This window comes from Microcystis sp., assembly GCF_048564745.1.
Taxonomy (GTDB): Bacteria; Cyanobacteriota; Cyanobacteriia; order Cyanobacteriales; family Microcystaceae; genus Microcystis; species Microcystis ichthyoblabe_A.
The window spans coordinates 27,777-48,011 of sequence record NZ_JBLZRT010000013.1; the positions used below are offsets into that span (position 1 = coordinate 27,777).

At 44.0% G+C, this 20,235-nt stretch carries 15 protein-coding genes; 5 read left to right on the top strand and 10 right to left on the bottom strand.

The genetic code is table 11. The features are described from left to right. Nucleotides 1–229 precede the first annotated feature (229 nt). Both ACOCD9_RS02305 and nusB read left to right on the top strand, forming a co-directional pair. A complete protein-coding gene (locus ACOCD9_RS02305; RefSeq protein ID WP_419546267.1) occupies nt 230–1,693 on the top strand; it encodes a DNA phosphorothioation system restriction enzyme in 1,464 nt (487 codons plus the stop codon). Between the two features lie 137 nt (nt 1,694–1,830). Continuing rightward, nucleotides 1,831–2,484, top strand: a complete 654-nt coding sequence (gene nusB / locus ACOCD9_RS02310; RefSeq protein WP_046660952.1) for a transcription antitermination factor NusB — start codon at nt 1,831–1,833, stop codon at nt 2,482–2,484. A gap of 18 nt (nt 2,485–2,502) precedes the next feature. Here the strand turns inward: nusB and ACOCD9_RS02315 are convergent, their stop codons facing one another. Beyond that, nucleotides 2,503–2,976, bottom strand: a complete 474-nt coding sequence (locus tag ACOCD9_RS02315) for a CYTH domain-containing protein (protein WP_287703619.1) — start codon at nt 2,974–2,976, stop codon at nt 2,503–2,505. Between the two features lie 21 nt (nt 2,977–2,997). After that, the gene (gloA, locus tag ACOCD9_RS02320) at nt 2,998–3,408 is read right to left on the bottom strand and encodes a lactoylglutathione lyase (RefSeq protein ID WP_002758448.1); all 411 of its coding nucleotides are present in this window, start codon (nt 3,406–3,408) and stop codon (nt 2,998–3,000) included. 422 nt (nt 3,409–3,830) lie between these two features. Here gloA and ACOCD9_RS02325 point away from each other — a divergent pair, with 422 nt between their 5' ends. After that, nucleotides 3,831–4,574, top strand: coding sequence for a PulJ/GspJ family protein (locus ACOCD9_RS02325; RefSeq protein WP_419546276.1), 744 nt, complete (start codon nt 3,831–3,833; stop codon nt 4,572–4,574). A 55-nt stretch (nt 4,575–4,629) separates the two neighbouring features. Here the strand turns inward: ACOCD9_RS02325 and trpE are convergent, their stop codons facing one another. The 7 genes from trpE to ACOCD9_RS02360 form a co-directional block, all read right to left on the bottom strand. Further along, nucleotides 4,630–6,150 carry an anthranilate synthase component I gene (trpE, locus tag ACOCD9_RS02330; RefSeq protein ID WP_419546268.1) on the bottom strand — a complete coding sequence of 507 codons (1,521 nt, stop codon included), beginning with the start codon at nt 6,148–6,150 and terminating at the stop codon, nt 4,630–4,632. Nucleotides 6,151–6,284: 134 nt separating this feature from the next. Continuing rightward, nucleotides 6,285–6,710, bottom strand: a complete 426-nt coding sequence (locus ACOCD9_RS02335; RefSeq protein ID WP_108935671.1) for a photosystem I reaction center subunit II PsaD — start codon at nt 6,708–6,710, stop codon at nt 6,285–6,287. Between the two features lie 339 nt (nt 6,711–7,049). Beyond that, entirely contained in the window at nt 7,050–8,687 is a 1,638-nt protein-coding gene (locus tag ACOCD9_RS02340) for an ABC transporter permease (protein WP_419546269.1), read from the bottom strand. A 79-nt stretch (nt 8,688–8,766) separates the two neighbouring features. Continuing rightward, nucleotides 8,767–9,576: an MBL fold metallo-hydrolase gene (locus ACOCD9_RS02345; RefSeq protein WP_419546270.1), complete on the bottom strand. Its 810-nt coding sequence runs from the start codon at nt 9,574–9,576 to the stop codon at nt 8,767–8,769. 61 nt (nt 9,577–9,637) lie between these two features. Further along, nucleotides 9,638–10,225 (bottom strand): anthranilate synthase component II, encoded by a 588-nt coding sequence (locus tag ACOCD9_RS02350; protein ID WP_419546271.1) that lies wholly within the window; start codon nt 10,223–10,225, stop codon nt 9,638–9,640. A 127-nt stretch (nt 10,226–10,352) separates the two neighbouring features. Continuing rightward, a complete protein-coding gene (locus tag ACOCD9_RS02355) occupies nt 10,353–10,853 on the bottom strand; it encodes a pentapeptide repeat-containing protein (protein WP_419546272.1) in 501 nt (166 codons plus the stop codon). A gap of 2 nt (nt 10,854–10,855) precedes the next feature. After that, nucleotides 10,856–12,244, bottom strand: coding sequence for an LCP family protein (locus ACOCD9_RS02360; RefSeq protein WP_419546273.1), 1,389 nt, complete (start codon nt 12,242–12,244; stop codon nt 10,856–10,858). A 595-nt stretch (nt 12,245–12,839) separates the two neighbouring features. On the opposite strand from ACOCD9_RS02360, the gene ACOCD9_RS02365 reads away from it, so the two are divergent. Both ACOCD9_RS02365 and ACOCD9_RS02370 read left to right on the top strand, forming a co-directional pair. Beyond that, entirely contained in the window at nt 12,840–13,517 is a 678-nt protein-coding gene (locus ACOCD9_RS02365) for an NlpC/P60 family protein (protein ID WP_419546274.1), read from the top strand. An 82-nt stretch (nt 13,518–13,599) separates the two neighbouring features. Next, the gene (locus tag ACOCD9_RS02370; protein ID WP_419546275.1) at nt 13,600–16,704 is read left to right on the top strand and encodes an efflux RND transporter permease subunit; all 3,105 of its coding nucleotides are present in this window, start codon (nt 13,600–13,602) and stop codon (nt 16,702–16,704) included. 603 nt (nt 16,705–17,307) lie between these two features. Here ACOCD9_RS02370 and ACOCD9_RS02375 read toward each other — a convergent pair. Further along, nucleotides 17,308–20,040, bottom strand: coding sequence for a cation-transporting P-type ATPase (locus tag ACOCD9_RS02375; RefSeq protein WP_419546277.1), 2,733 nt, complete (start codon nt 20,038–20,040; stop codon nt 17,308–17,310). Nucleotides 20,041–20,235: the final 195 nt, after the last annotated feature.

A 20,235-nucleotide genomic window follows, 5' to 3' on the forward strand; every position in this document is an offset into this window, starting at 1 on the left:
TTTTTGGCTTTTTGCTATTTTTGAGCTTATACAAAAACTATTTTTAATATTGTGATGAACTGCCAAGCTATGGATTGTTTCTCCCACTTCCCACTTCCCACCATCCTATACCTTTTAAACAGGATTTAGTATAAACCTCTTGCAAACAGGAAACGCTATAAATAAAAACAATCTCCTGACGACCGACTCCTAACCCTAACAACAATTTTTGATTTTTACAAGAGGTCCTATGAATAGTTGCTGGATAGATTGGGAAAAAATAACTAGGGATTTTTTGAGTTCTCGCAAGCTCAGACAAGTTGCTGAATTGCGAGGATTCTATCGAGTCAATCCCTCTGGTATTCCTAGGATTCCTCCCGATTTGGAATTGAGAGACTACCAAAATACAGCGATTATCAGTTGGTTTCGTAATCGGGGACGGGGAACTTTAAAAATGGCCACCGGCAGCGGTAAAACTATTACTGCTTTAGCTATTGCCATGGAACTTTACCAAGCGATAGAATTGCAAGTATTATTAGTAATTTGCCCCTATCGTCACCTAGTCAATCAATGGCAACGAGAAGCGGAAAAATTTAATCTTAAACCGATTTTAGCCTACGAAAGTGTCCATACATGGCAAAGTCAACTATCCACAGAGTTATATAATGTGCAAGCGGGTAATCAAAAATTTGTCACTATTTTAACTACTAACTCAACTTTTATTAGCGAGGGTTTTCAATCACAAATAAAATTTTTTCCCGATAAAACTTTAATAGTTGGTGATGAAGCCCATAATTTAGGTTCCCCCCGATTAGAAGAATTATTACCCCGTTCTTTAGGTCTAAGATTGGCTTTATCTGCTACTCCTGAAAGATATTTTGATGAGGAAGGAACCGACGCTATTCTTGATTATTTTGGGCAAATTCTACAACCAGAATTTACCTTGGCTGATGCTATTAGTAAAGGAGCTTTAGTCAATTATTTTTATTATCCAGTCTTGGTTGAATTAACCGACGGTGAGGCTTTATTATACGCAAAATTAACCCAGAAAATTGGCTGGACTTTGCAGAAAAATAGTAATTTAAATGGCAATGAAAATTTAACAGCATTGCTAATGCAAAGATCGCGATTAATTGGTTCAGCGAGTAATAAATTACAGGCTTTACAACAACTGATGCAAGAGCGTTTAGATACGGATCATACTTTATTTTATTGTGGGGATGGTTATGTAGAAAATTATACGGCTAATTATCGTCGTCAGGTAGAGGCAGTTACTCATTTATTAGGCAATCAATTAGGTTATCGAGTTGCTACCTACACCGCAGAAACTTCTCTAGAAGAACGAGAAAAAATTCGCCAACAATTTGAGGAGGGTTATCTGCAAGGATTAGTGGCAATTAGATGTTTAGATGAAGGAGTAGATCTGCCATCAATTCAAAACGCAGTTATTCTGGCTAGTAGTGGTAATCCTCGACAATTTATTCAGCGTCGCGGGCGAATATTGCGACCCCATCCCGATAAAAAACAGGCCACTTTATTTGATATGATCGTTATGCCACCGACCTTAGATCGAGAAACCTGGGAAGTAGAAAGGAATTTATTACGCAAGGAATTAAAACGCTTTCTAGAGTTTGCCCAATTAGCTATTAATGCTCAAGAAGCTGAGACTAAATTAGGGGAGATTCAAGATAGATATTGTCTTTTGTCTAATTAAAAGTTAAAAATTCATATTTTTGAAGCTTTTATGCTAGAATAGAAGTTATTCAAGAATTGATCGCCGAGAAAAATTAACCCAACCGAATAGCGATCGATAAAGTTGTATAATTTTCTTTCCTCTCCTTCTAAACTTCTATGCCTCCCCGTCAACAACCCCGCCGCATTGCTCGAGAACTTGCCCTTTTGAGTTTAAGTCAGATTAAAGGTAATCCTGAAAACCTGGAACAGCAAACTTTAAACGATTTAATTTTAGTCGCAGTTAGAACCTTAACCGTCGAAATTCAAGAAACCTTAGAAACTGCCGCTGCTGAAATTAGTCGTGGTAATGAAAGGATTCTCGCTAGTGATACTAAGGCAACAAATATAAAAAGCGCCCAAACCATGGTAAAAGAGGCAATTTCTCTTACCCACAATGCCATTAATCGTTTGGGAACCGTGATAGATTTTCCCGAAATTGTCCAGTTATCTAGTCAGTACGAAGTGCGGGAATATGCCCTAGAATTAATCGGTACAGTCTATCGTCGTCGTGCGGAAATCGAACAGGAATTAACCGGTGCTTTAGTGGATTGGCAACTACATCGTTTACCGAGAATCGATCGGGATATCCTGCAAATTGCCGTGGCAGAAATGCTCTATCTCGATATACCTCAAAAAGTAGCAATTAATGAAGCGATCGAATTAGCCAAACGTTATTCTGATGATGAAGGTTATCGTTTTATTAATGGCGTTCTCCGACGGGTAACGAATAAGCTAAACGAAGCAGAAAAAGCCGTATCTACCCAGAGTTAAACTGGGAGGAAATTCATACTACAATGACCACATTTTATAGGGAAATTTCTGTAAATTGCTATTGTAGTATCGCGCATCTCCCGTGACTTCTTCGCCGATCCAATCGGGAATAGTAATGACTTGATCCTCTTGTTCCAACTCAATTTCAGCCATAATCAGTCCTTGATTATCCCCCAAAAATTCATCAACTTCCCAAGTTAAATTATCCAAAGAAATGCGATGACGAATCTTTTCAATTAAAGGTTTTTTACAGAGGTTTTCTAACATCAGTGCCGCGTCTTCTAGGGGAATTACATACTCGAATTCCTGACGACTAATGCCCTCAGTCTTGCCTTTAATGGTTAAATAACCCCGATCTCCAACCACACGAACCCGCACGGTTGTCAATCCATCTTGGGTGGGAATATATCCCTGACGATACAACTTGCCAGCAGCCAGCGATCGCCAGTGATCCCCTTTAACCAGAAACTTCCGTTCAATTTCAACAGACATAAGCTTTTGACAACAATAAATTTAAGCCGTAGCCACGGCAGCACCCTGGGTTCCTAGTTGAATTAACTCGATCTTGTAGCCATTAGGATCTTCCACGAAAGCAATCACCGTAGAACCGTGTTTCATCGGGCCCGGTTCCCTGGTGACATTGCCACCAAGAGCTTTAATTTTCTCACAGGTGCTATAGATATCATCCACGCCTAGGGCAATATGACCATAAGCATTACCGACTTCGTAGCGATCGACTCCCCAATTATAAGTCAGTTCGATGACAGCATGATTAGCCTCATCGCCATAACCGACGAAAGCGAGAGTAAATTGACCATTGGGATAGTCTTTCTGGCGTAATAACTTCATTCCTAGCACATCGCAGTAAAATTGTAGAGATTCCTGCAAGTTATTGACGCGGAGCATGGTGTGTAAGAGACGCATGATTATTTAGATGACATCGATCGAAAAATTACTCATTCTTGATTGTAACCAGTCCTTGAGCCTTCTTATCTCCTTCAGGGTCAACAATTATACTAATACAAGTGTACGAAATTTCCTGTAAAACCACTTACTCCCATAATCGCTGTGAAAAAAATCAACTTTCTGGCAACACCGAAATCACTATCTAGAAGATTTTCTCGGTCTATCGTGTATTTAGTGGTGAAGTTGATTAAGTTAAAACAGTCTCGTTCAGGAGTTTTCTAGGGGAATTGTCAAGGCAGTAGGTAGTAGTAAATTTTCAGTGGTTTCCGAAAACACCTTTTGACTTGACTGACCGATAGTTTAATAAAATCTGCGTGACTGCAATAAATGTCAAATATTTAGGGGAGTACAGAACAGAAAAATTGGCACGGGTTAAAGCTATGCGTTCTTATTTAGGCTACATCAATCACCTAGGCCGTTTACCAAAAAAATCCGCCCGGTTGGTGAGCTTGTCGAACCAACCGGTTCGACAAGCGGGTTTCACGATAACAGAAGTTTTACTGGCAAGTGCGATGATGGTGATTGTCATCTCGGTGGCGGGAATTGGTGTGATTAACTTGCTCAGAAGTGACTATCGAGCTAATGCTGGTACTGAAATCCAAAATAATCTTAATCGTACTCTAGAGTTTGTTTCAGATGAAGTGAGACGGGCAAAAATTATCGCTGATTCTGAAGCTGCGATCACGAGTAATCAAGTACCCACAGGAGCGCGAGCAGTTCTAGCTTTCCAAATTCCCGACCCCAACAATCTCGATGGTACGCTCGCAGAGCAGATCGTTTACTATACCAAAGGACCTGAAAATAGCTTGACCGGTCCGCGAGTCTTGTGGCGCTATGGTCCAAACTTGGACGAAGATGGCAACTACGATATTACTTCCCCTTGGCAACATTCCCCCGTCACCGATATGTTAGCAGCGGCTGCTAATAACCCCAATTGTCCTGCAAGTTTTACCCGAATTCCCACCCTTGGCAATGTGGACGATTTTTATACCTGTGTTCGCGGTGGTGGTGGTCAAGTGATTTTGAATGCCAACGCTCAGGTAAATCTGACTACTGGAGATACCGATAAAGATAAAGTTAAATACTCTGTCAGTACCAGAGTTTCCCCTAGAGCTACCGATTAAATATTTTTCCTCCTCATGAGGTTAAATAGAGAAGGAGGATCCTGGGCTAAAAAATCTAACTTAAACAGCGAATTGCCTCCAATAAACCCCTGGCTTTGTTGAGGGTTTCTTCATACTCTTTCTCCGGCTCAGAATCGGCTACTAACCCCGCTCCCGCTTGCACAGAAACCAGATAATTTTGATTACCTTGGGGACGAACAATCATAGTGCGAATCGTGATGGCACTATTTAACTGTCCCTCGAAATCGTAGTAACCATAAACCCCTGAATAGGGACCACGACGACAGGGTTCTAATTCATGAATAATTTCCATAGCGCGAATTTTCGGGGCCCCACTGACGGTTCCCGCCGGAAAACAAGCTTTTAATAAATCCCAAGCACTTTTATTGGTGGCTAAATCCCCCACCACATTACTAACAATGTGCATAACGTGGGAATAACGTTCAATGATCATTAATTCGTCCACTTTGACCGTACCTCGATCGCACACCCGGCCTAGATCATTTCTACCCAAATCCACTAACATAATATGCTCGGCAATTTCTTTGGGATCTTGCAATAAATCTATTGCTAAAGCTTGATCTTCACTGAAGTTTTGTCCCCGGCGACGGGTTCCAGCAATTGGTCTGACAGTAGCTCTTATTTTACCTAATTCGTCCCGTTCTGCCTTAACCATCACTTCAGGACTAGAGCCAATAATCTGCCAATCCTTAAAGTTATAAAAAGCCATGTAGGGAGAAGGATTAATCAGACGCAGGGAACGATATAAATCGAAGGGATGACCCTGATAATTGGCATTTAAACGCTGGGAAATAACCACCTGAAAAATATCCCCCGCTTTGATGTAATCCTTGGCTTTCAGGACATTTTGACAGAATTTTTCCTGAGTTGTATTGCTTTCATAGACCAATTCTTTCCCGTGACCAACTGGTAATAATTCCAGGGTTTTGGCATTAGTTGGTAGGGGTAATCGTAACTTCAGAACTAATTGTGTCACTCGATCGCAGGCCGCTTGATAAGCAGCCGCTAAATCGGGATTTTTACCCCGAATATCGGCATAGGCGATCGCCCAAATTTTCCGTTTAACTTGATCGAAAATAATTAGATTATCCACCTGCATCCAAATACCATCCGGTAGATCGGCATCCGTAGCGGGATAAATAGGCACTCGCGGTTCAATCCAATTAATTAATTCATAACCCCAAAAACCAAATAAACCCCCTATTCCGGCGGGTAATTGCGGCAATTTAACCGGCACGATCGGGGCTAAACATCGGGTTAAAATCTCGAAAGGATCCCCCGAAAAAATCTCTTGAGAACCATCGCGAAAAGTTTGGGTGGTGGTGTTTCCCCGCGCTTCCAATACCCAGACGGGATCGCCGCCTAAAAAGCTGTAGCGTCCCAAGGTTTCGCCCCCTTCCACCGACTCTAATAAAAAATTGTAGGCTTGATCGGCACAAATTTTATACCAGGCCGAAACGGGCGTTTCTAGGTCAGCGATCCATTCTTGATAGACAGGAATAAAGTTACCTTGGCCGGCGAGTTGACGAAAGCGATCGAAGTCGGGGAAGATCATATTTTGATGGTTCAGGAAACGGATAGCACAACACTTGTAGCCGATTGCGATCAGAGAAATCGAGAGTCAGAAGTTAAATCCTAGGGCCAAATAGCTTCTAAATCTAACTCCCCCCTCTCGATTTTAGGGTTTATTTATGCTTCGTAGGGAGTGACACCAGAGAACTTAATTGTCGCCGGTTCCGGGTTTTTGCCGATATTGCGGTCTTTTTTGCCGAAAAATTCACGACCAGCGTTAACTTTTTCGGGGAAGACACCATCAGCGGGGTGGAGATACTGCACTTCACCACTGGGGTAAATCCGATAGATTTTGTAATCTTCGATTTTGGGTTTGAATTTCGTCCGGAATTGGGTACCAAGAGCGAGCGCGTGTTCTTTGCGGGCCAAATAGAGGAGATTTTCGCCTTCGTTCATGATAGCGGCGCCACCAGTGGGCATTTCAAAGACTTGTTCTTTGCTGCTTGTCCAAGTGATGGCGTATTTTTCTTCCAGATCGGCTTTGGTGAGTAAACCGCCCGTGCTGCCACCGAACTTAGGAGCTTTTCCAGAAAGTTCTGTCATAGGATTTTGTTCTCTCTACAAAAATAAAGAAAAGGGGTTTTAGGGAATCCTATCACTGACACCCCCCCTCTCTAGTAGTCTTGTCAAGAACTGTAACATTATTTTGTACTAGACTATAGAACTAGGATTTACCGAAAAAGTTTTTCCTCGCGGCAGGGTGTGGGGTGTGGGGTGTGGGGAGAATAAATGAAACTGTCTCCTGTCTCCTGACTCCTGCCTCCTAACTCCTGACGACCGGCTCCTAACGACCGGCTCCTGACTCCTGACTCCTAACCCCACCAACAAACTTTTTCAGCAGACCCTAAATAGAACTAAGCGGCCAGGCGCTCGCCCACCACTTTAATCGATCGCCCGTCGGGAAATTTGCCAACTTAAAAAAATTACCGGAATTAATCCCACTAGGACAATGGCCAGGGCCGGTGCCGCCGCTTCCACCAAACGTTCATCACTGGCGTATTGATAAACGCGCACCGCTAGGGTATCAAAATTAAAAGGTCTTAACACCAAAGTAGCCGGTAATTCCTTCATCACATCGACAAAAACTAACATAGCCGCCGTCAATAATCCCCCCGACAAAAGAGGAATATGCACTTTAATTAAAGTGGCACCAGTGCCATAGCCAAGGCTGCGGGAAGCATCATCTAAACTAGGTTTAATTTTACTTAAACTCGATTCTAATGTGGAAAAAGCTACGGCTAAAAACCGGACAATATAGGCAAAAATTAGACAGAAAATTGTGCCGCTCAGAATTAAATTGATATTTAATACTTGGTTGAAAAAGTTATCTAATTTACCTAGAGGAATTAAAACCCCCACTGCGATAACAATGCCGGGGATAGCATAACCAGCCGCCGCAATCCGCACAGAACCTTTAAGAGTTTTATTCGGATTAAGTCTTTCCCCGTAGGCGAGAATTAAAGCTAAAACTACCGCAATAATTGCGCTTAAACTAGCCAGAAAAAAACTGTTTCCCGATAGACTAAAAAAGTCATTATTAAAAGTTTCTTGGGCATGGTTAAAGGCTAGATAAGCTAGATAAAAAGCAGGGGCAATAAACCCCAGAAATACCGGCACAAAACAGGAGAACATTGCCAAAAAACTCCGAATAAATCCCAGTTTGTACTTAGTCGGTGACTGGAAACGATTGGTCATTTCATAGTAACGAGCTTGACGACGGGAGGATTGTTCAAGGAAAACTAAAACGAGGATAAATACCATTAAAACTGTGGATAACTGCCCCGCTGCTATGCGATCGCCCATACCGAACCAAGTATTATAAATCCCCGTGGTAAAAGCATTAATGCCGAAATACTGCACCGTACCAAAATCGTTCAGAGTTTCCATTAAAGCTAGGGCTAATCCCGCCATAATTGCCGGTCTTGTTAGGGGTAAAGCGACAGTAAAAAAACTACGCCAAGGGTTACATCCCAAGGAGCGACTTGCCTCCACTGTGCAGACAGATTGTTCTAAAAAACCGACCCTTGCTAACAGATAAACGTAGGGATAAAGCACCAGTATTAACATTAGAATCCCCCCCCAAAGAGAACGGATATTAGGAAACCAATAATCTTCGACACTATTCCAAGCGAAAACACTTCTTAAGAACGTCTGCACCGGACCAAAATAGTCCATCATATTGGTATAAGTATAGGCCAAGAGATAGGCAGGAGCGGCAAGGGGTAGTAATAATAACCATTGAAATTGTTGACGACCGGGAAATTGACACATCGTTGTTAACCAAGCGGTCCCTACACCGATGATTAAAACGCCGCTGCCCACCCCGCACATTAACCAAAAAGAATTAACTAGATAATCCCAGAGAACAGTTTCGATCAGATGTTGCCAGACTTGACTGGAATTAGTTAATAAACTACTGGCCACCGATAAAATCGGCAGGGAAACAAGCAGGGCAATTAGTAAAACCGCAATTGTCCATCCCTGTCTAAAAAAAGAGCGAGATTCTTTCAGCAAAAACATTTTTAATAAAATTGTTAAAGCAATTTTTAGAGAACTAGGAGATGATCTACAGCAGTCCTAGGTCATTGGCTCCTAAAAATTAGGATTTCTGTAACAGATTGCGGTAGTCAAACACGCGAATGAGAGTCCCTTTTTTGGGTAAATCGGCGGCACGAATCCGTAATTTATTGTCCTCGATCAAACGGATATTTTTATCCTTGACCAACTTGAGAAACTCATCTACAGAGACCAATTCACAGGCATTTTTATCGGCGGCACTGGTGAAGTATTGCGTCGGGACAGCAATTCGCGGTTGTAAAACTTCGATCGCCTGTTTTGCTTCTTGGGGATTATAATTTTTTGGACCCCCTCCCACGGGAATAAAAGCTAAATCCGGGGAACCTAGCAGAATTCTTTGTTCTAATTCGATTGGGGCTGCTGCCCCTCCTAAATGGACAATACTAATCCCCGCCTGGGTCCAACGCCAGGCCACATTCATGCCGAAACGTTGCCCACCCATGCGATCATGGGCGATACTAATGCCCTGGAATTTTAATTTACCCAGATCATAGGCCCCCGGCTCAAACAAAATTTTCGGATTACCTGGTAAACCCTCGGCGGCCCCTTCATCCCAGAGTTGACTACTAATTAAAACGATATCTGCTTCTACTTTTGGCAAAGGAAAACCCGCCGTACAACCGATCGCCCGGAAGGGATTAACGAGGACTCTTTGCCCTCCTCCAGTGAATAAAAAGCAACTATGACCCAACCATTGAACTAAGAGGGAATTATCGGGTTTTTGGGGGGAAGTGGGGTTAGTGGGTTTCGGTTTAGTTTCCGCTAAAACTGAGCTTACTGCCACGGTTAAGAAACTTGCCCCCGCCGATAAGATAAAATCTCGCCTTTTCATAAATGTAGATGCAGAATTAATCAAGTTAGGGTTAATTTCAGGGGTTGGGGATTAGTAAACACTAGAGGGATCGGAGAAAGTTTCTTAAAAGTTCCTTGCCAGCAGTGGTTAAAATACTTTCGGGATGGAATTGTACTCCTTGAATGTGGGGGTAATCCCGATGACGGACTCCCATGACCGTGCCATCTTCCACCCAGGCCGTGATCTCTAAATTATCCGGCATGGTGGAGCGATCGATCACTAAACTATGGTAACGGGTGGCAGTAAAAGGATTTTCTAACCCTTGAAATACCCCTTCACTGTTGTGATAGATTGGGGAAGTTTTGCCGTGCATCAAGACCGGGGCCCGGACCACATCCCCTCCGAATACCTGACCGATACTTTGATGACCGAGACAGACCCCCAAAATTGGCAAATAGGGGCCAAATTTGGCGATTAATTCCAGAGATATGCCCGCATCGACTGGACGACCAGGACCGGGGGAAATGACAATCCCATCCGGCCGCATTTGTTCGATCATGGGCAGATCGATTTTATCATTACGATAGACCTCGATCGGCACAGCGATCGGGAACTCGGAGGCTAATTCTCCCAAATACTGGACTAAATTGTAGGTAAAACTATCATAGTTATCGATGACGATTATCAAGAGTCCCTCTCCTTTCTCTAGCCTCGCTCAGTATTTTTATTCTACATCCCTGCTGTCTCGATCGAGATAGCCGGAGTGTAGGGGGTAGGCTATTTTTGAGCAGTCAGCTAGAATCTGCCCGGAATTACTAATTACAGCCTAAACTATCTCTGGTGGCCACTCCTGTGACGGGATTAATGCCATCGGCCCGTTCACACATTAACTTAACCTGATAGTTATCAATTATCGCGTTAGTGAAATCGGCCCCGGTAATAATTGTGTCATAAAAACGGCTGCGAGTAGCGATCGCATCGGTAAAAATAGTATTAGTTAAATCGGCAAAATCGAGGGTAACTCTATCTACCAAAGAGGCGGTTAAATCGGCCCCTTTTAAGTTAGCTTTTAAGAGGACAGCCTCGGTGAGAATGCTATAGGATAAATCGGCACCTTCTAGGTTAACTCCCCGCATCGCGGCAGCTGCGAAAACTCCTCCGCGCAAATCCTGATGGGAAAAATCCCGATCTTGCAGCTGGGCAAAACTATAGTTAATCGTTTTATCTTGGGCTAAAGCCACCGGACGGGCCGCGAAAAGTAGCCAAAGAATCGCCAGCAAAATAATTAAAACCAGACTGAAAACATTTTTCAACATTGTTACTGTTGAGCGTCGAGAAACTGGGCCACATCATCACCCACCCGAATAGTTAGGTCTGAGTCTAAAGCACCAGTGGAGGATGATTCTACTTTACCGATTCCCAATTGATTTTTCAAGAGGTTAGCGGACTGAATATCACCTTTTTGAGCAATAATTGCCGTGGTTTCTAGCTTTTGGGAGGAGTCATCGCTAATATAAACATTTGTGTAGCCCCGTTTGGCCAGATAATTACGAGTACGACGGGCTAAACCTTTGGTATGGGTGGCATTTTGAATGGCAATCCGCAGACTATAAACGGAGGTTTCTCCCCCCGCGTAGTTATCGGTAAAATTATTAGCCACAATGGTTCTAATTTCGCGACGGTTCAAAATCCAATAACTGCGACCATCGTATTCTTCGAGGCTATTAAAGCGGCCGGGGAGTAGGATCATTCTCAAGTCATCCTGTTTAATTTCCCGGCCAAAATTAGCGATAGCCAGCATTTCCTCGACGCTTAAATTCGTATCGATATATTGTTGTAAAACCTGTACTGCTTTCGGGAGACTGGGGAGAATTGTCGGACTAAAAATCTTTTGTTGGAGTGCTTTTAATAAAATTTGTTGTCTTTGTACGCGACCAATATCGCCGTATTGCGGGTTACGAAAACGGGCAAATTGTTCGGCTTGGTCGCCGTTGAGATTTTGCCAACCCTCTTGTAAATCAATTTCTAATTTTTGGGTGACATCTTTATGATACATTCGTTCGGGTACATAAACCTCTACACCCCCGACTAAATCGACTAATTCCTTAAAGGCATCGGTAGTCACCCGCACATAGCGATCAACGGTGACATCCCCTAAAGTATTACTGACCACTTCCGCCGCTAGAGTTGGTCCGCCGTGAACGTTGGCATCGTTGATTTTAGTGAAACCGTGGCCGGGGATTCTGACGCGGCTATCGCGAGGGATAGACAGCATTCTCACGGTTTTATCGCTAGGATCGAAGCGCACTAGGAGCATGGTATCGCTGCGACCTTTAAATACATCGTCGCCGTTTTTGGCATCTAAAACTCGATCGATGCCCATAACTAAAATATTAACAGGACGAGAAAGCTGCTGATTGATTAAGCTATTCCAAGCTTGAGCCTCAAGGATGTCTGTTTGGGTGGGAAAAGTCGTTTTTTGGAAGATAGCCCCAATTGGTGCGGGTAAGGGACTAATTAAAGCGACGGCAGCCCCGAGAGTAGCGGAAACTAGGGCGGTAAAACTGAGGGTCATTCCCCAAAATAAGCCCTTTTGCAGGGGAGATGCTTTTTTAAAACCGGACATGACTGAACTGACCACTGCGACGGTATTTTCTGAGTTTTGGCTGTATTCTTGCTTTTCAAACCGCCCGGAAACATTGGCCATGGACTAACCTCAACATCTGATTAAAAGCTTACTCTAGGAGGTGACTGCTGATACCTAGAATCTATCTCTAGCCCAAAAGTTCCAGATATTGGCCACCCCCCTCTCGCCGGCTATTGTAACATATTGTTAAGGAACTGGCTATCCTAGACCTGTTGTAAAAATTAAAAATTGTTGTTAGGGTTAGGGATCAGTAGCCAGTAGCCAGTAGTCAGGAGAGTTAAGATAGAAGATAAATTTTGCCTTCGATCCCCCCTTAATCTCCCCTTGATAAGGGGGGTATCTGACAATTTTTAACACCTACCTACTTAATAGTCAATTAAATGCTCTATTCACAGATTTTATGCCATTTAATCCTTATTTTTGCCGTTTTTGAACCCTGAAAAGTTAATTAGGCAAGAGGTTTAATAATTTTTGAGGGATTCGGTTCGGTTATAGATTATCTCTGTGGCCAAGAATTAAGAGAGGTGGAAACTTGAAGATGACAGAACTAAGGTTACTCTCCTTATTTATTTTATCATTAAATCCTCAATTTTATCCCTTAGCTTTTGGCTAGTTGGGCATTTGTTTCTGTCAATATAATTCTGATCTATTTTTTATGAAAATCATCTCCCTTCCCCCATCATCCACCCAGGAATATCTCTGTATAAGAGACTTAAATCTCTACAATTCTCCCAGTTGTCAAGAGTTAGCTACCCAAGCACAACAGGGAAGAAAATTAAAATTTATTTCCCTAGAAATTACCGAAAAAGGGCTACAAATTCAGCTAAGGGAAGATAATTATTTAGCTTGGTTATGCGGAGAAGATTTAGATGCAATTGCGGTGGCCACCACAGCTTATCAAAAAATTCCTGTAACTCGTTCAGACATAGAAAAACATATTCCTGATATTATCACTTTTACTCAGGAAGCAAGGAACCGTACCAATCATTATCTCTGGGGTGGAACCCTTGCACCTAATTACGATTGTTCAGGATTAATCCAGGCCGCTTTTGCCAGCTTTGGCATTTGGTTGCCGAGGGATTCCTATCAACAGGAGGCTTTTTGTCAAAAAATAAACCGAGAGGAATTACTCCCAGGAGATTTAATTTTCTTTGGTGATAAAAGAGTTAATCATGTGGCTTTATATCTAGGGAATAATCAATATATCCACAGTTCAGGTAAAGAAACAGGTAATAATGGTATCGCTATCAATCTACTCACCGATGATAGGGATAGCGTCAGTCGTCATTATTATCAAAAATTATGGAGTTTCGGTCGAGTTATGCACAATTAATCAGTTATCAGTGATTGGTCACTGTTTACTGTTTACTTTTCACTGTTTACTTTTCACTGTTTACTCTCCCCCATAGGTAATCATGTTAGAAAACATCTCCCTAAGCGGTCTATCAATTCGTCGTCACATAGGAGTATTGACGTTAACTATAGCAGTTATCATCATCGGTCTTTTTTTTCTAAATCGTTTACAAGTAGATTTGCTTCCTTCTATTACTTATCCTCGCATTAGTTTAAGGATGAATGTCCCGGGAGTTTCCCCGGAAGTTATTCTCGAAGAAGTAACTAAACCCCTAGAAGAAGGAATGAGTGCCACCGAGGGAGTAGTGCAAGTTTATTCAGAAACTCGCGAGGGGAGGATGCGAGTAGATTTATTTTTTCAACCGGGGGGAGATTTAAATGTTGCTTTAAATGAAGCTACCGAAAGTTTTAATCGTGTCCGACAAAATTTACCCGATATTATTGAGGAACCGCGCTTAAACAAATTTGAACCCTCTCGTTTACCCGTCTATGAATTCGCTCTCGTTTCTGATACCCTACCCCTAAAAGATTTAAGATTATTTGCTGATGAAGAATTAGGGAGAGAATTAGGATTTGTGGGAGGAGTGGCAGTAGTGGACGTGATTGGGGGAGTTAGAGAAGAAATTCAAGTTAATATTGACCTGCAGCGATTACAATCTTTAGGGGTGGGATTAAATCAGGTTTTAGACACCCTAAAAAGACGTAATCAGGACATCTCTGGGGGCCGACTAGAGGGAGAAACCGGGGAACCTTTAACCCGCGCGATGGGGAAATTTAAAAACGTAGCAGATATCCAAGATTTAGCACTGACCGATAGTAATAATCCCGAAGAAAAAGTCTATCTGCGGGATGTGGCCAGAGTTATCGATGGGACAGAAGAACAAAGAATTTTTGTCACCCTAAATGGAAAAAATGCCGTCAGGGTTAGCGTCCAAAAACAACCGAATGCGAACACGATTGCTGTGGTAGAAGGGGTCAAAAAACGCATTACAGAATTAAAAAAATCCGGGTTAATGACCGGGGGAATGCAAGTCGTCACCACTACCGATGAGTCTGTATTTATCCAAAACGCGGTCAATAACGTGGTTTCTTCGGGACTAGCGGGGACAATTCTAGCAGGATTGACTGTATTCGTCTTTCTCGGTTCCCTGCGACAGACTTTTATCATTACCCTAGCGATTCCTCTTTCTACCCTCGTCGCAATTATCTGTATGAAGTTATTCGGGTTATCGATAAATGTGTTTAGTTTGGGAGGATTGGCCCTAGGGGTGGGTATCGTGGTGGATAATTCCATCGTCATGCTGGAAAATATTGCCCTCAAAGTTAATCAAAACCAAAATAAGCGAGATTTTTTAGAAATTGCGCGTAATAGCAGCCAAGAGGTAGAATCTGCTTTAGTGGCCTCCACTGCGACTAATCTCGTCTCTATCCTGCCATTTTTATTATTGGGTGGTTTTATTTCCCTGCTGTTTAACGAGATTATCCTCACTATCAGTTTTGCTGTGGCTGCTTCTCTGCTGTGTGCGTTAACCGTTGTTCCCATGTTGGCCAGTCGTTTGTTAAATATGCGGGTTTCTAGTGGTATTCAGCGATTTTGGCTATTAAAAGTCTTTAGTCAACGTCTAGAAGGTTTAACCATCCTCTACGGTCGTTTTTTAGCTAAAATCATCCACTACAGAATACCTGTTATCCTGCTGGCCTTTTTAATTTTAGGGGGAAGTAGTTTCTATCTCTGGCAATATATCCCCCAGGAAGTCTTTAGTCGTATTCAAACCGGACAGGTGAACGTTTTTGCTCAATTTCCCCCCGGTACCAATTTAAATACTAACCGTCAGGTGATGCGGGAAGTAGAAAAGATTTTATCATCACAACCAGAGACTAAGTACGTTTTTACTACCAGTGGCGGTTCTCTTTTTGGCACAACTACCAATGAAAATATTTTGCGTGCTTCTAGTACGATTAGTCTCAAAAAAGGCACTAATACAGAAGCATATATCGAACGCATGAGCAAAGCACTAGAGCAATTAAACCTCGTTAACGTGCGTTTGCGTCTCACCCCCGGTCAAGTGCGCGGTATTATTCTGAATAACTCTCCCTCCGTTGGTGCCGATGTGGATGTGATGTTACAGGGACGCGATGGGAAAACTTTAGAGCAAGCTGGTGAAGAAATCCTCGGTATTCTCGATGAAAAAGTCCCTAGTGCGCGTTTTCGTGCCGATGCTGACCCCAGACAACCGGAAATCCAGATTAAACCCGATTGGACCCGCTTAAATAGTTTGGGATTGAGTACCCTGGAAGTGGGACAAACCCTACGGACCGCTATTCAAGGATCAATCCCCACCCAACTGCAACGGGGAGAAAGATTAATCGATATCCGGGTACAATTGGACCCCAACTCGCGCCAAAAAATTAGTGACATATCACAAATACCTATTTTTGTCAATAGGCAAGAAGACTTAAAATTAGCAGATATAGCCCGGATTGAAGCGGGAAAAACCCCCGGGGTCATCCAGAGAATCAATCAGCGTCAAGTTTTTATTATTATCGGCAGTTTGGTCGAGGGAGCGAAATTAAGTGACGCACTCGCGGGGGTACAATCGGTTTTAAACGCTACTCCCTTACCCGATGGTGTCAGCATTTTACCCAGTGCTGCTGCCACGTCTAATCAAGAAATTCAGGGTTCTTTGGGTTTATTAGCGGGTTTATCGGTATTTTTAGTCTTTGTGGTCATGGCCGTGCAGTATAACTCGCTTATAGACCCTTTGGTGATTATGTTAACCGTTCCTTTGGCCCTAGCGGGGGGAATTTTTGGACTATATTTGACCAAAACCCCGATTAATGCCATTGTCATCGTCGGGGTGGTTTTATTGGTGGGGATTGTGGTTAATAATGCGATTATTATGGTGGAATTGGCGAATCAATTGCGGCAAGAATTCGGTTTTACTCGACTACAAGCTATTTTAAAGGCCGCTCCCCAACGTTTACGACCGATTTTAATGACTACCGTGACCACGGTTTTAGGTTTATTTCCCCTCGCTTTAGGATTAGGAGAGGGGGGAGAATTCCTGCAACCTTTAGGAATTGTCGTTTTTTCGGGTTTGTCTTTAGCAACTCTGTTAACTCTGTTTATTATTCCCTGTTTTTACGTTTTATTCTCTAGAAAATAATCCCCCTGCACAGTGGGAAGTGGGGAAGTGGGGAAGTGGGGAAGTGGGGTGTGGGCTTCGGCCGTGAGCTCAGCGTTCGACCGAGCTCACGCCGAGGTCCGAACGGGTGTGGGGTGTGGGGTGTGGGGTGTGGGGTGTAGGGTGTGGGGAGAATAAAGCTGACTCCCGACTCCTGACTCCTGACTCCCGACTCGGAGAATACTGTCTCCTAACCCAATGTTGGCTAAAGATAAGTAAAAATTATTGATTGATTACAAAAACTTGAGAATATTTAGGGTTTGCTGAATAATGGTAAAACCCTTTTAAAATGAGGTTTTTGACCTGTTAAAATCCGATGTTATACCAATTCTCCAAAGTCTGACTACAGAAGTTTAATCCCCCTAAATCCCCCTTAAAAAGGGTGACTTAAATTCGATGTGTAGTTTTCATTTAGAGAAATGGTATTAGTGCCAGAAAATCGGATTGGGACTCTCAAAAACCTTGCATTATCCTTCTTTTAGTACATAAACTGGTACAAAAAGAGAGGGCAACAAAGCCTGAAACGACCGACGACCGGCTCCTGACTCCTAACCCCACCAACAAACTTTTTGCCGCAAACCCTAGTTATTTCCCATGACAATGAGGAGGATCGATAACATTGGTAAAAATTGCCCAAAGTACCATGAGCGGCATCGGCAATAAACAGATTAGCCATTGATGACCGCTTAGGGTCGCCGTTGCAAACAGACTGTTCATCACCCCCCATTGACTAAATAAAATTTGTAGGGCAACAGCAGCCACAATCCCCAAAATTAGGATTGGTGCATTAGTAATCGAGGTTGACTGACCACGCAGGTAGTTAACTAGGCTCATCCCTAATTGGCTGATACTGAGCAGATAGATAACCCGTGCTGCCACAAGGGATTGAATTGCCATTGTGCGGGCAACGGCAATATCTCCTGTGGTCGATTTAGCCCACTCAAACATACCAAAAATCAGAATCCAGTTAAACAATGAAACAGCCAAAATTCGGCGCAATAGTTTTTTGGTGATCAAAGGTTCATTGGGATTGCGTGGTGGTGACTGCATAATGCCGGGGGATTTTGCTTCAAAGGCCAGGGGAACAGTCATCGTGACCGAGTTGATCATGTTCAACCAGAGTACTTGTAGGGAGAGGATGGGTAAATCTCGCGCTAGTAAAGTACTGATCAGAATGGTCATCGATTCGCCACCATTGACAGGCAAGAGAAAAGATATCGCTTTGCGTAAATTTTGATAAACGGTGCGTCCTTCTTCGACAGCGGCCTTGATCGAGGCAAAGTTATCATCAGTGAGGAGCATATCAGCCGATTCCCTGGCGACTTCCGTTCCCCCTTTCCCCATGGCAATGCCGATATCGGCCTGCTTGAGAGCCGGCGCATCATTGACACCATCGCCGGTCATCGCCACGATTTCCCCTTGAGACTGGAGTACTTCCACCAGTTGCAGTTTTTGGGTAGGGGCAACCCTGGCAAATACCGATCCATCGACCACCGCTTGGGCCAGTTGATGATTATCCATTTGCGCTAATTCTTTTCCCTCAAATGCTAAGACTTGTGCTGCCGTTTTAATGCCCATCCGTTCCGCGATCGCCCGTGCCGTGACAAGATGATCACCAGTAATCATCTTGACCCGAATCCCGGCAGTTTGACAGGCATGAACGGCAGCGATCGCCTCTGGACGAGGCGGGTCAATCATGCCCTGTAATCCCAGAAACACCAAGCCTGTTTCGATATCCTCATGGTCGATAGAATGCTGATGGGTCGCTGCTGCTTTTTTGGCAAAGGCAAGCACCCGTAAACCCTGCCCTGCCATCGTTTCTACCGCTTGCTCGATCTGTTGGGCGTTCAGCGCGGTCATCTGACCATAGCGATCGATCATCTGGGAACAACGACGCATCAGGGACTCAACCGATCCCTTGACATAGATCAGGCGAGGTATCCCATCATGCAGGGTTGCCATGTATTGGTACTCAGATTCAAAGGGAATTGCATCTAATCGTGGGGTTAAAGACAATAGCCCCAATTGACTGAGACCTGCTTTGGCGGCGGCCGCAATCAGCGCCCCTTCCGTAGGATCCCCCACCACTGACCAATCTTCTCCCGTTTGTTTTAGCCCGGAGTCATTACAAAGCAAACCAGCTACCAGACAATCCCCTAGGGCCGGGGGCAATTCATCTGCAAAGGGGCTGCCAGGGTTGCCATCGGTGATCAGACTAATTTCGCCCTTGGGACTATAGCCACCACCACTAACGGCGTAATATTGCCCTTCAGTATAAATGGACTGTACAGTCATTTGATTTTCGGTCAGGGTTCCGGTTTTGTCGGAACAAATGACGGTCGCACTCCCCAATGCTTCCACTGCGGGCAGTTTACGAATAATCGCATGACGACGGGCCATGCGGTTGACCCCAATGGCCAAGGTAATCGTTACCACTGCCGGCAGCCCTTCTGGAATCGCACTCACTGCGAGGGCAACGGCAGCTTCAAACATATCGATCCAAGATTTCCCCCGTCCTAACCCGATGGCAAAGGTCAAGGTTGCTAGGGTCAAAATTGCGTAGAGTAGGGTGCGGCTAAATTGGGCAAATTTACGGGTCAGGGGTGTGCTAAGGCTGACTCGGCTTTCCATCGACTGGGAAATCTGCCCCACTTCGGTGGCATTGGCCGTAGAGACAACAATCCCTTTGCCCTGTCCAAAGGTAACGAAACTCCCTGCGTAGGCCATGTTTGTCCTTTCTGCTAGGGGCGTATCCCCGGGTAAGGGTTCGATCGCTTTTGACCCGGGCAAGGATTCCCCAGTCAGGGCAGACTCATCCACCTGCAAATTGCGGACTTTCAGCAGCCTCAAGTCCGCCGGTACTTTATCCCCCGATACCAATAAAACGATATCTCCCGGCACCAAATCCCGAGATGGAATCCGGAGAGTTTGTCCCTCTCGCAACACCGTCGCTTCTGTGGTTACGGCTTTGGCCAAGGAAGCGATCGCACCTTCCGCCTTAGCTTCCTGCACATAGCCAATAATGGCATTGATCAGGGTAACTCCCCAAATCACCGAGGCATTCGTCCAAGACCCTAAAAATGCCTTAATAGTACCCGCAAGCAGGAGAATATAGAGTAGTGGCTGATGAAATTGCCCCAAAAATCTCAACCAAGCTGGTTTCCCCGGCTTAAATCGCAGTTCATTCGGGCCATATTTTTCGTAGCGACTGGCCACTTCTTCTGCTGATAAGCCCGCTGACCCATCGCTGGTCAAGTATTCAATCACCTCTGGTTGAGAAAGTTGATGATACAACGGCAACGATAATTGAACTGGCATCATGCTCGACCATATTTAGGGTTTGCGGCAAAAAGTTTTTCCTGGGGACAGGGTGTGGGGAAGTGGGGAAGCTGTCTCATCACCCTATCACCCCAAAACCCTATCACCCTATTTCCTGACGACCGACGACCGACGACCTTAAGCTCTCGTCTTATTTTGGTAATAATCGCGGGTTCCCTTGGCATCTAGGGCTTC

Bases quoted from the DNA above. Each gene is read 5' to 3' on its own strand.
- ACOCD9_RS02365 (WP_419546274.1), top strand. From the start codon at position 12,840: ATGAAAATCATCTCCCTTCCCCCATCATCCACCCAGGAATATCTCTGT.
- ACOCD9_RS02340 (WP_419546269.1), bottom strand. From the start codon at position 8,687: ATGTTTTTGCTGAAAGAATCTCGCTCTTTTTTTAGACAGGGATGGACA.
- nusB (WP_046660952.1), top strand. From the start codon at position 1,831: ATGCCTCCCCGTCAACAACCCCGCCGCATTGCTCGAGAACTTGCCCTT.
- ACOCD9_RS02305 (WP_419546267.1), top strand. From the start codon at position 230: ATGAATAGTTGCTGGATAGATTGGGAAAAAATAACTAGGGATTTTTTG.
- ACOCD9_RS02335 (WP_108935671.1), bottom strand. From the start codon at position 6,710: ATGACAGAACTTTCTGGAAAAGCTCCTAAGTTCGGTGGCAGCACGGGC.
- ACOCD9_RS02375 (WP_419546277.1), bottom strand. From the start codon at position 20,040: ATGCCAGTTCAATTATCGTTGCCGTTGTATCATCAACTTTCTCAACCA.
- ACOCD9_RS02360 (WP_419546273.1), bottom strand. From the start codon at position 12,244: ATGGCCAATGTTTCCGGGCGGTTTGAAAAGCAAGAATACAGCCAAAAC.
- gloA (WP_002758448.1), bottom strand. From the start codon at position 3,408: ATGCGTCTCTTACACACCATGCTCCGCGTCAATAACTTGCAGGAATCT.
- ACOCD9_RS02325 (WP_419546276.1), top strand. From the start codon at position 3,831: ATGCGTTCTTATTTAGGCTACATCAATCACCTAGGCCGTTTACCAAAA.
- trpE (WP_419546268.1), bottom strand. From the start codon at position 6,150: ATGATCTTCCCCGACTTCGATCGCTTTCGTCAACTCGCCGGCCAAGGT.
- ACOCD9_RS02355 (WP_419546272.1), bottom strand. From the start codon at position 10,853: ATGTTGAAAAATGTTTTCAGTCTGGTTTTAATTATTTTGCTGGCGATT.
- ACOCD9_RS02345 (WP_419546270.1), bottom strand. From the start codon at position 9,576: ATGAAAAGGCGAGATTTTATCTTATCGGCGGGGGCAAGTTTCTTAACC.
- ACOCD9_RS02315 (WP_287703619.1), bottom strand. From the start codon at position 2,976: ATGTCTGTTGAAATTGAACGGAAGTTTCTGGTTAAAGGGGATCACTGG.
- ACOCD9_RS02370 (WP_419546275.1), top strand. From the start codon at position 13,600: ATGTTAGAAAACATCTCCCTAAGCGGTCTATCAATTCGTCGTCACATA.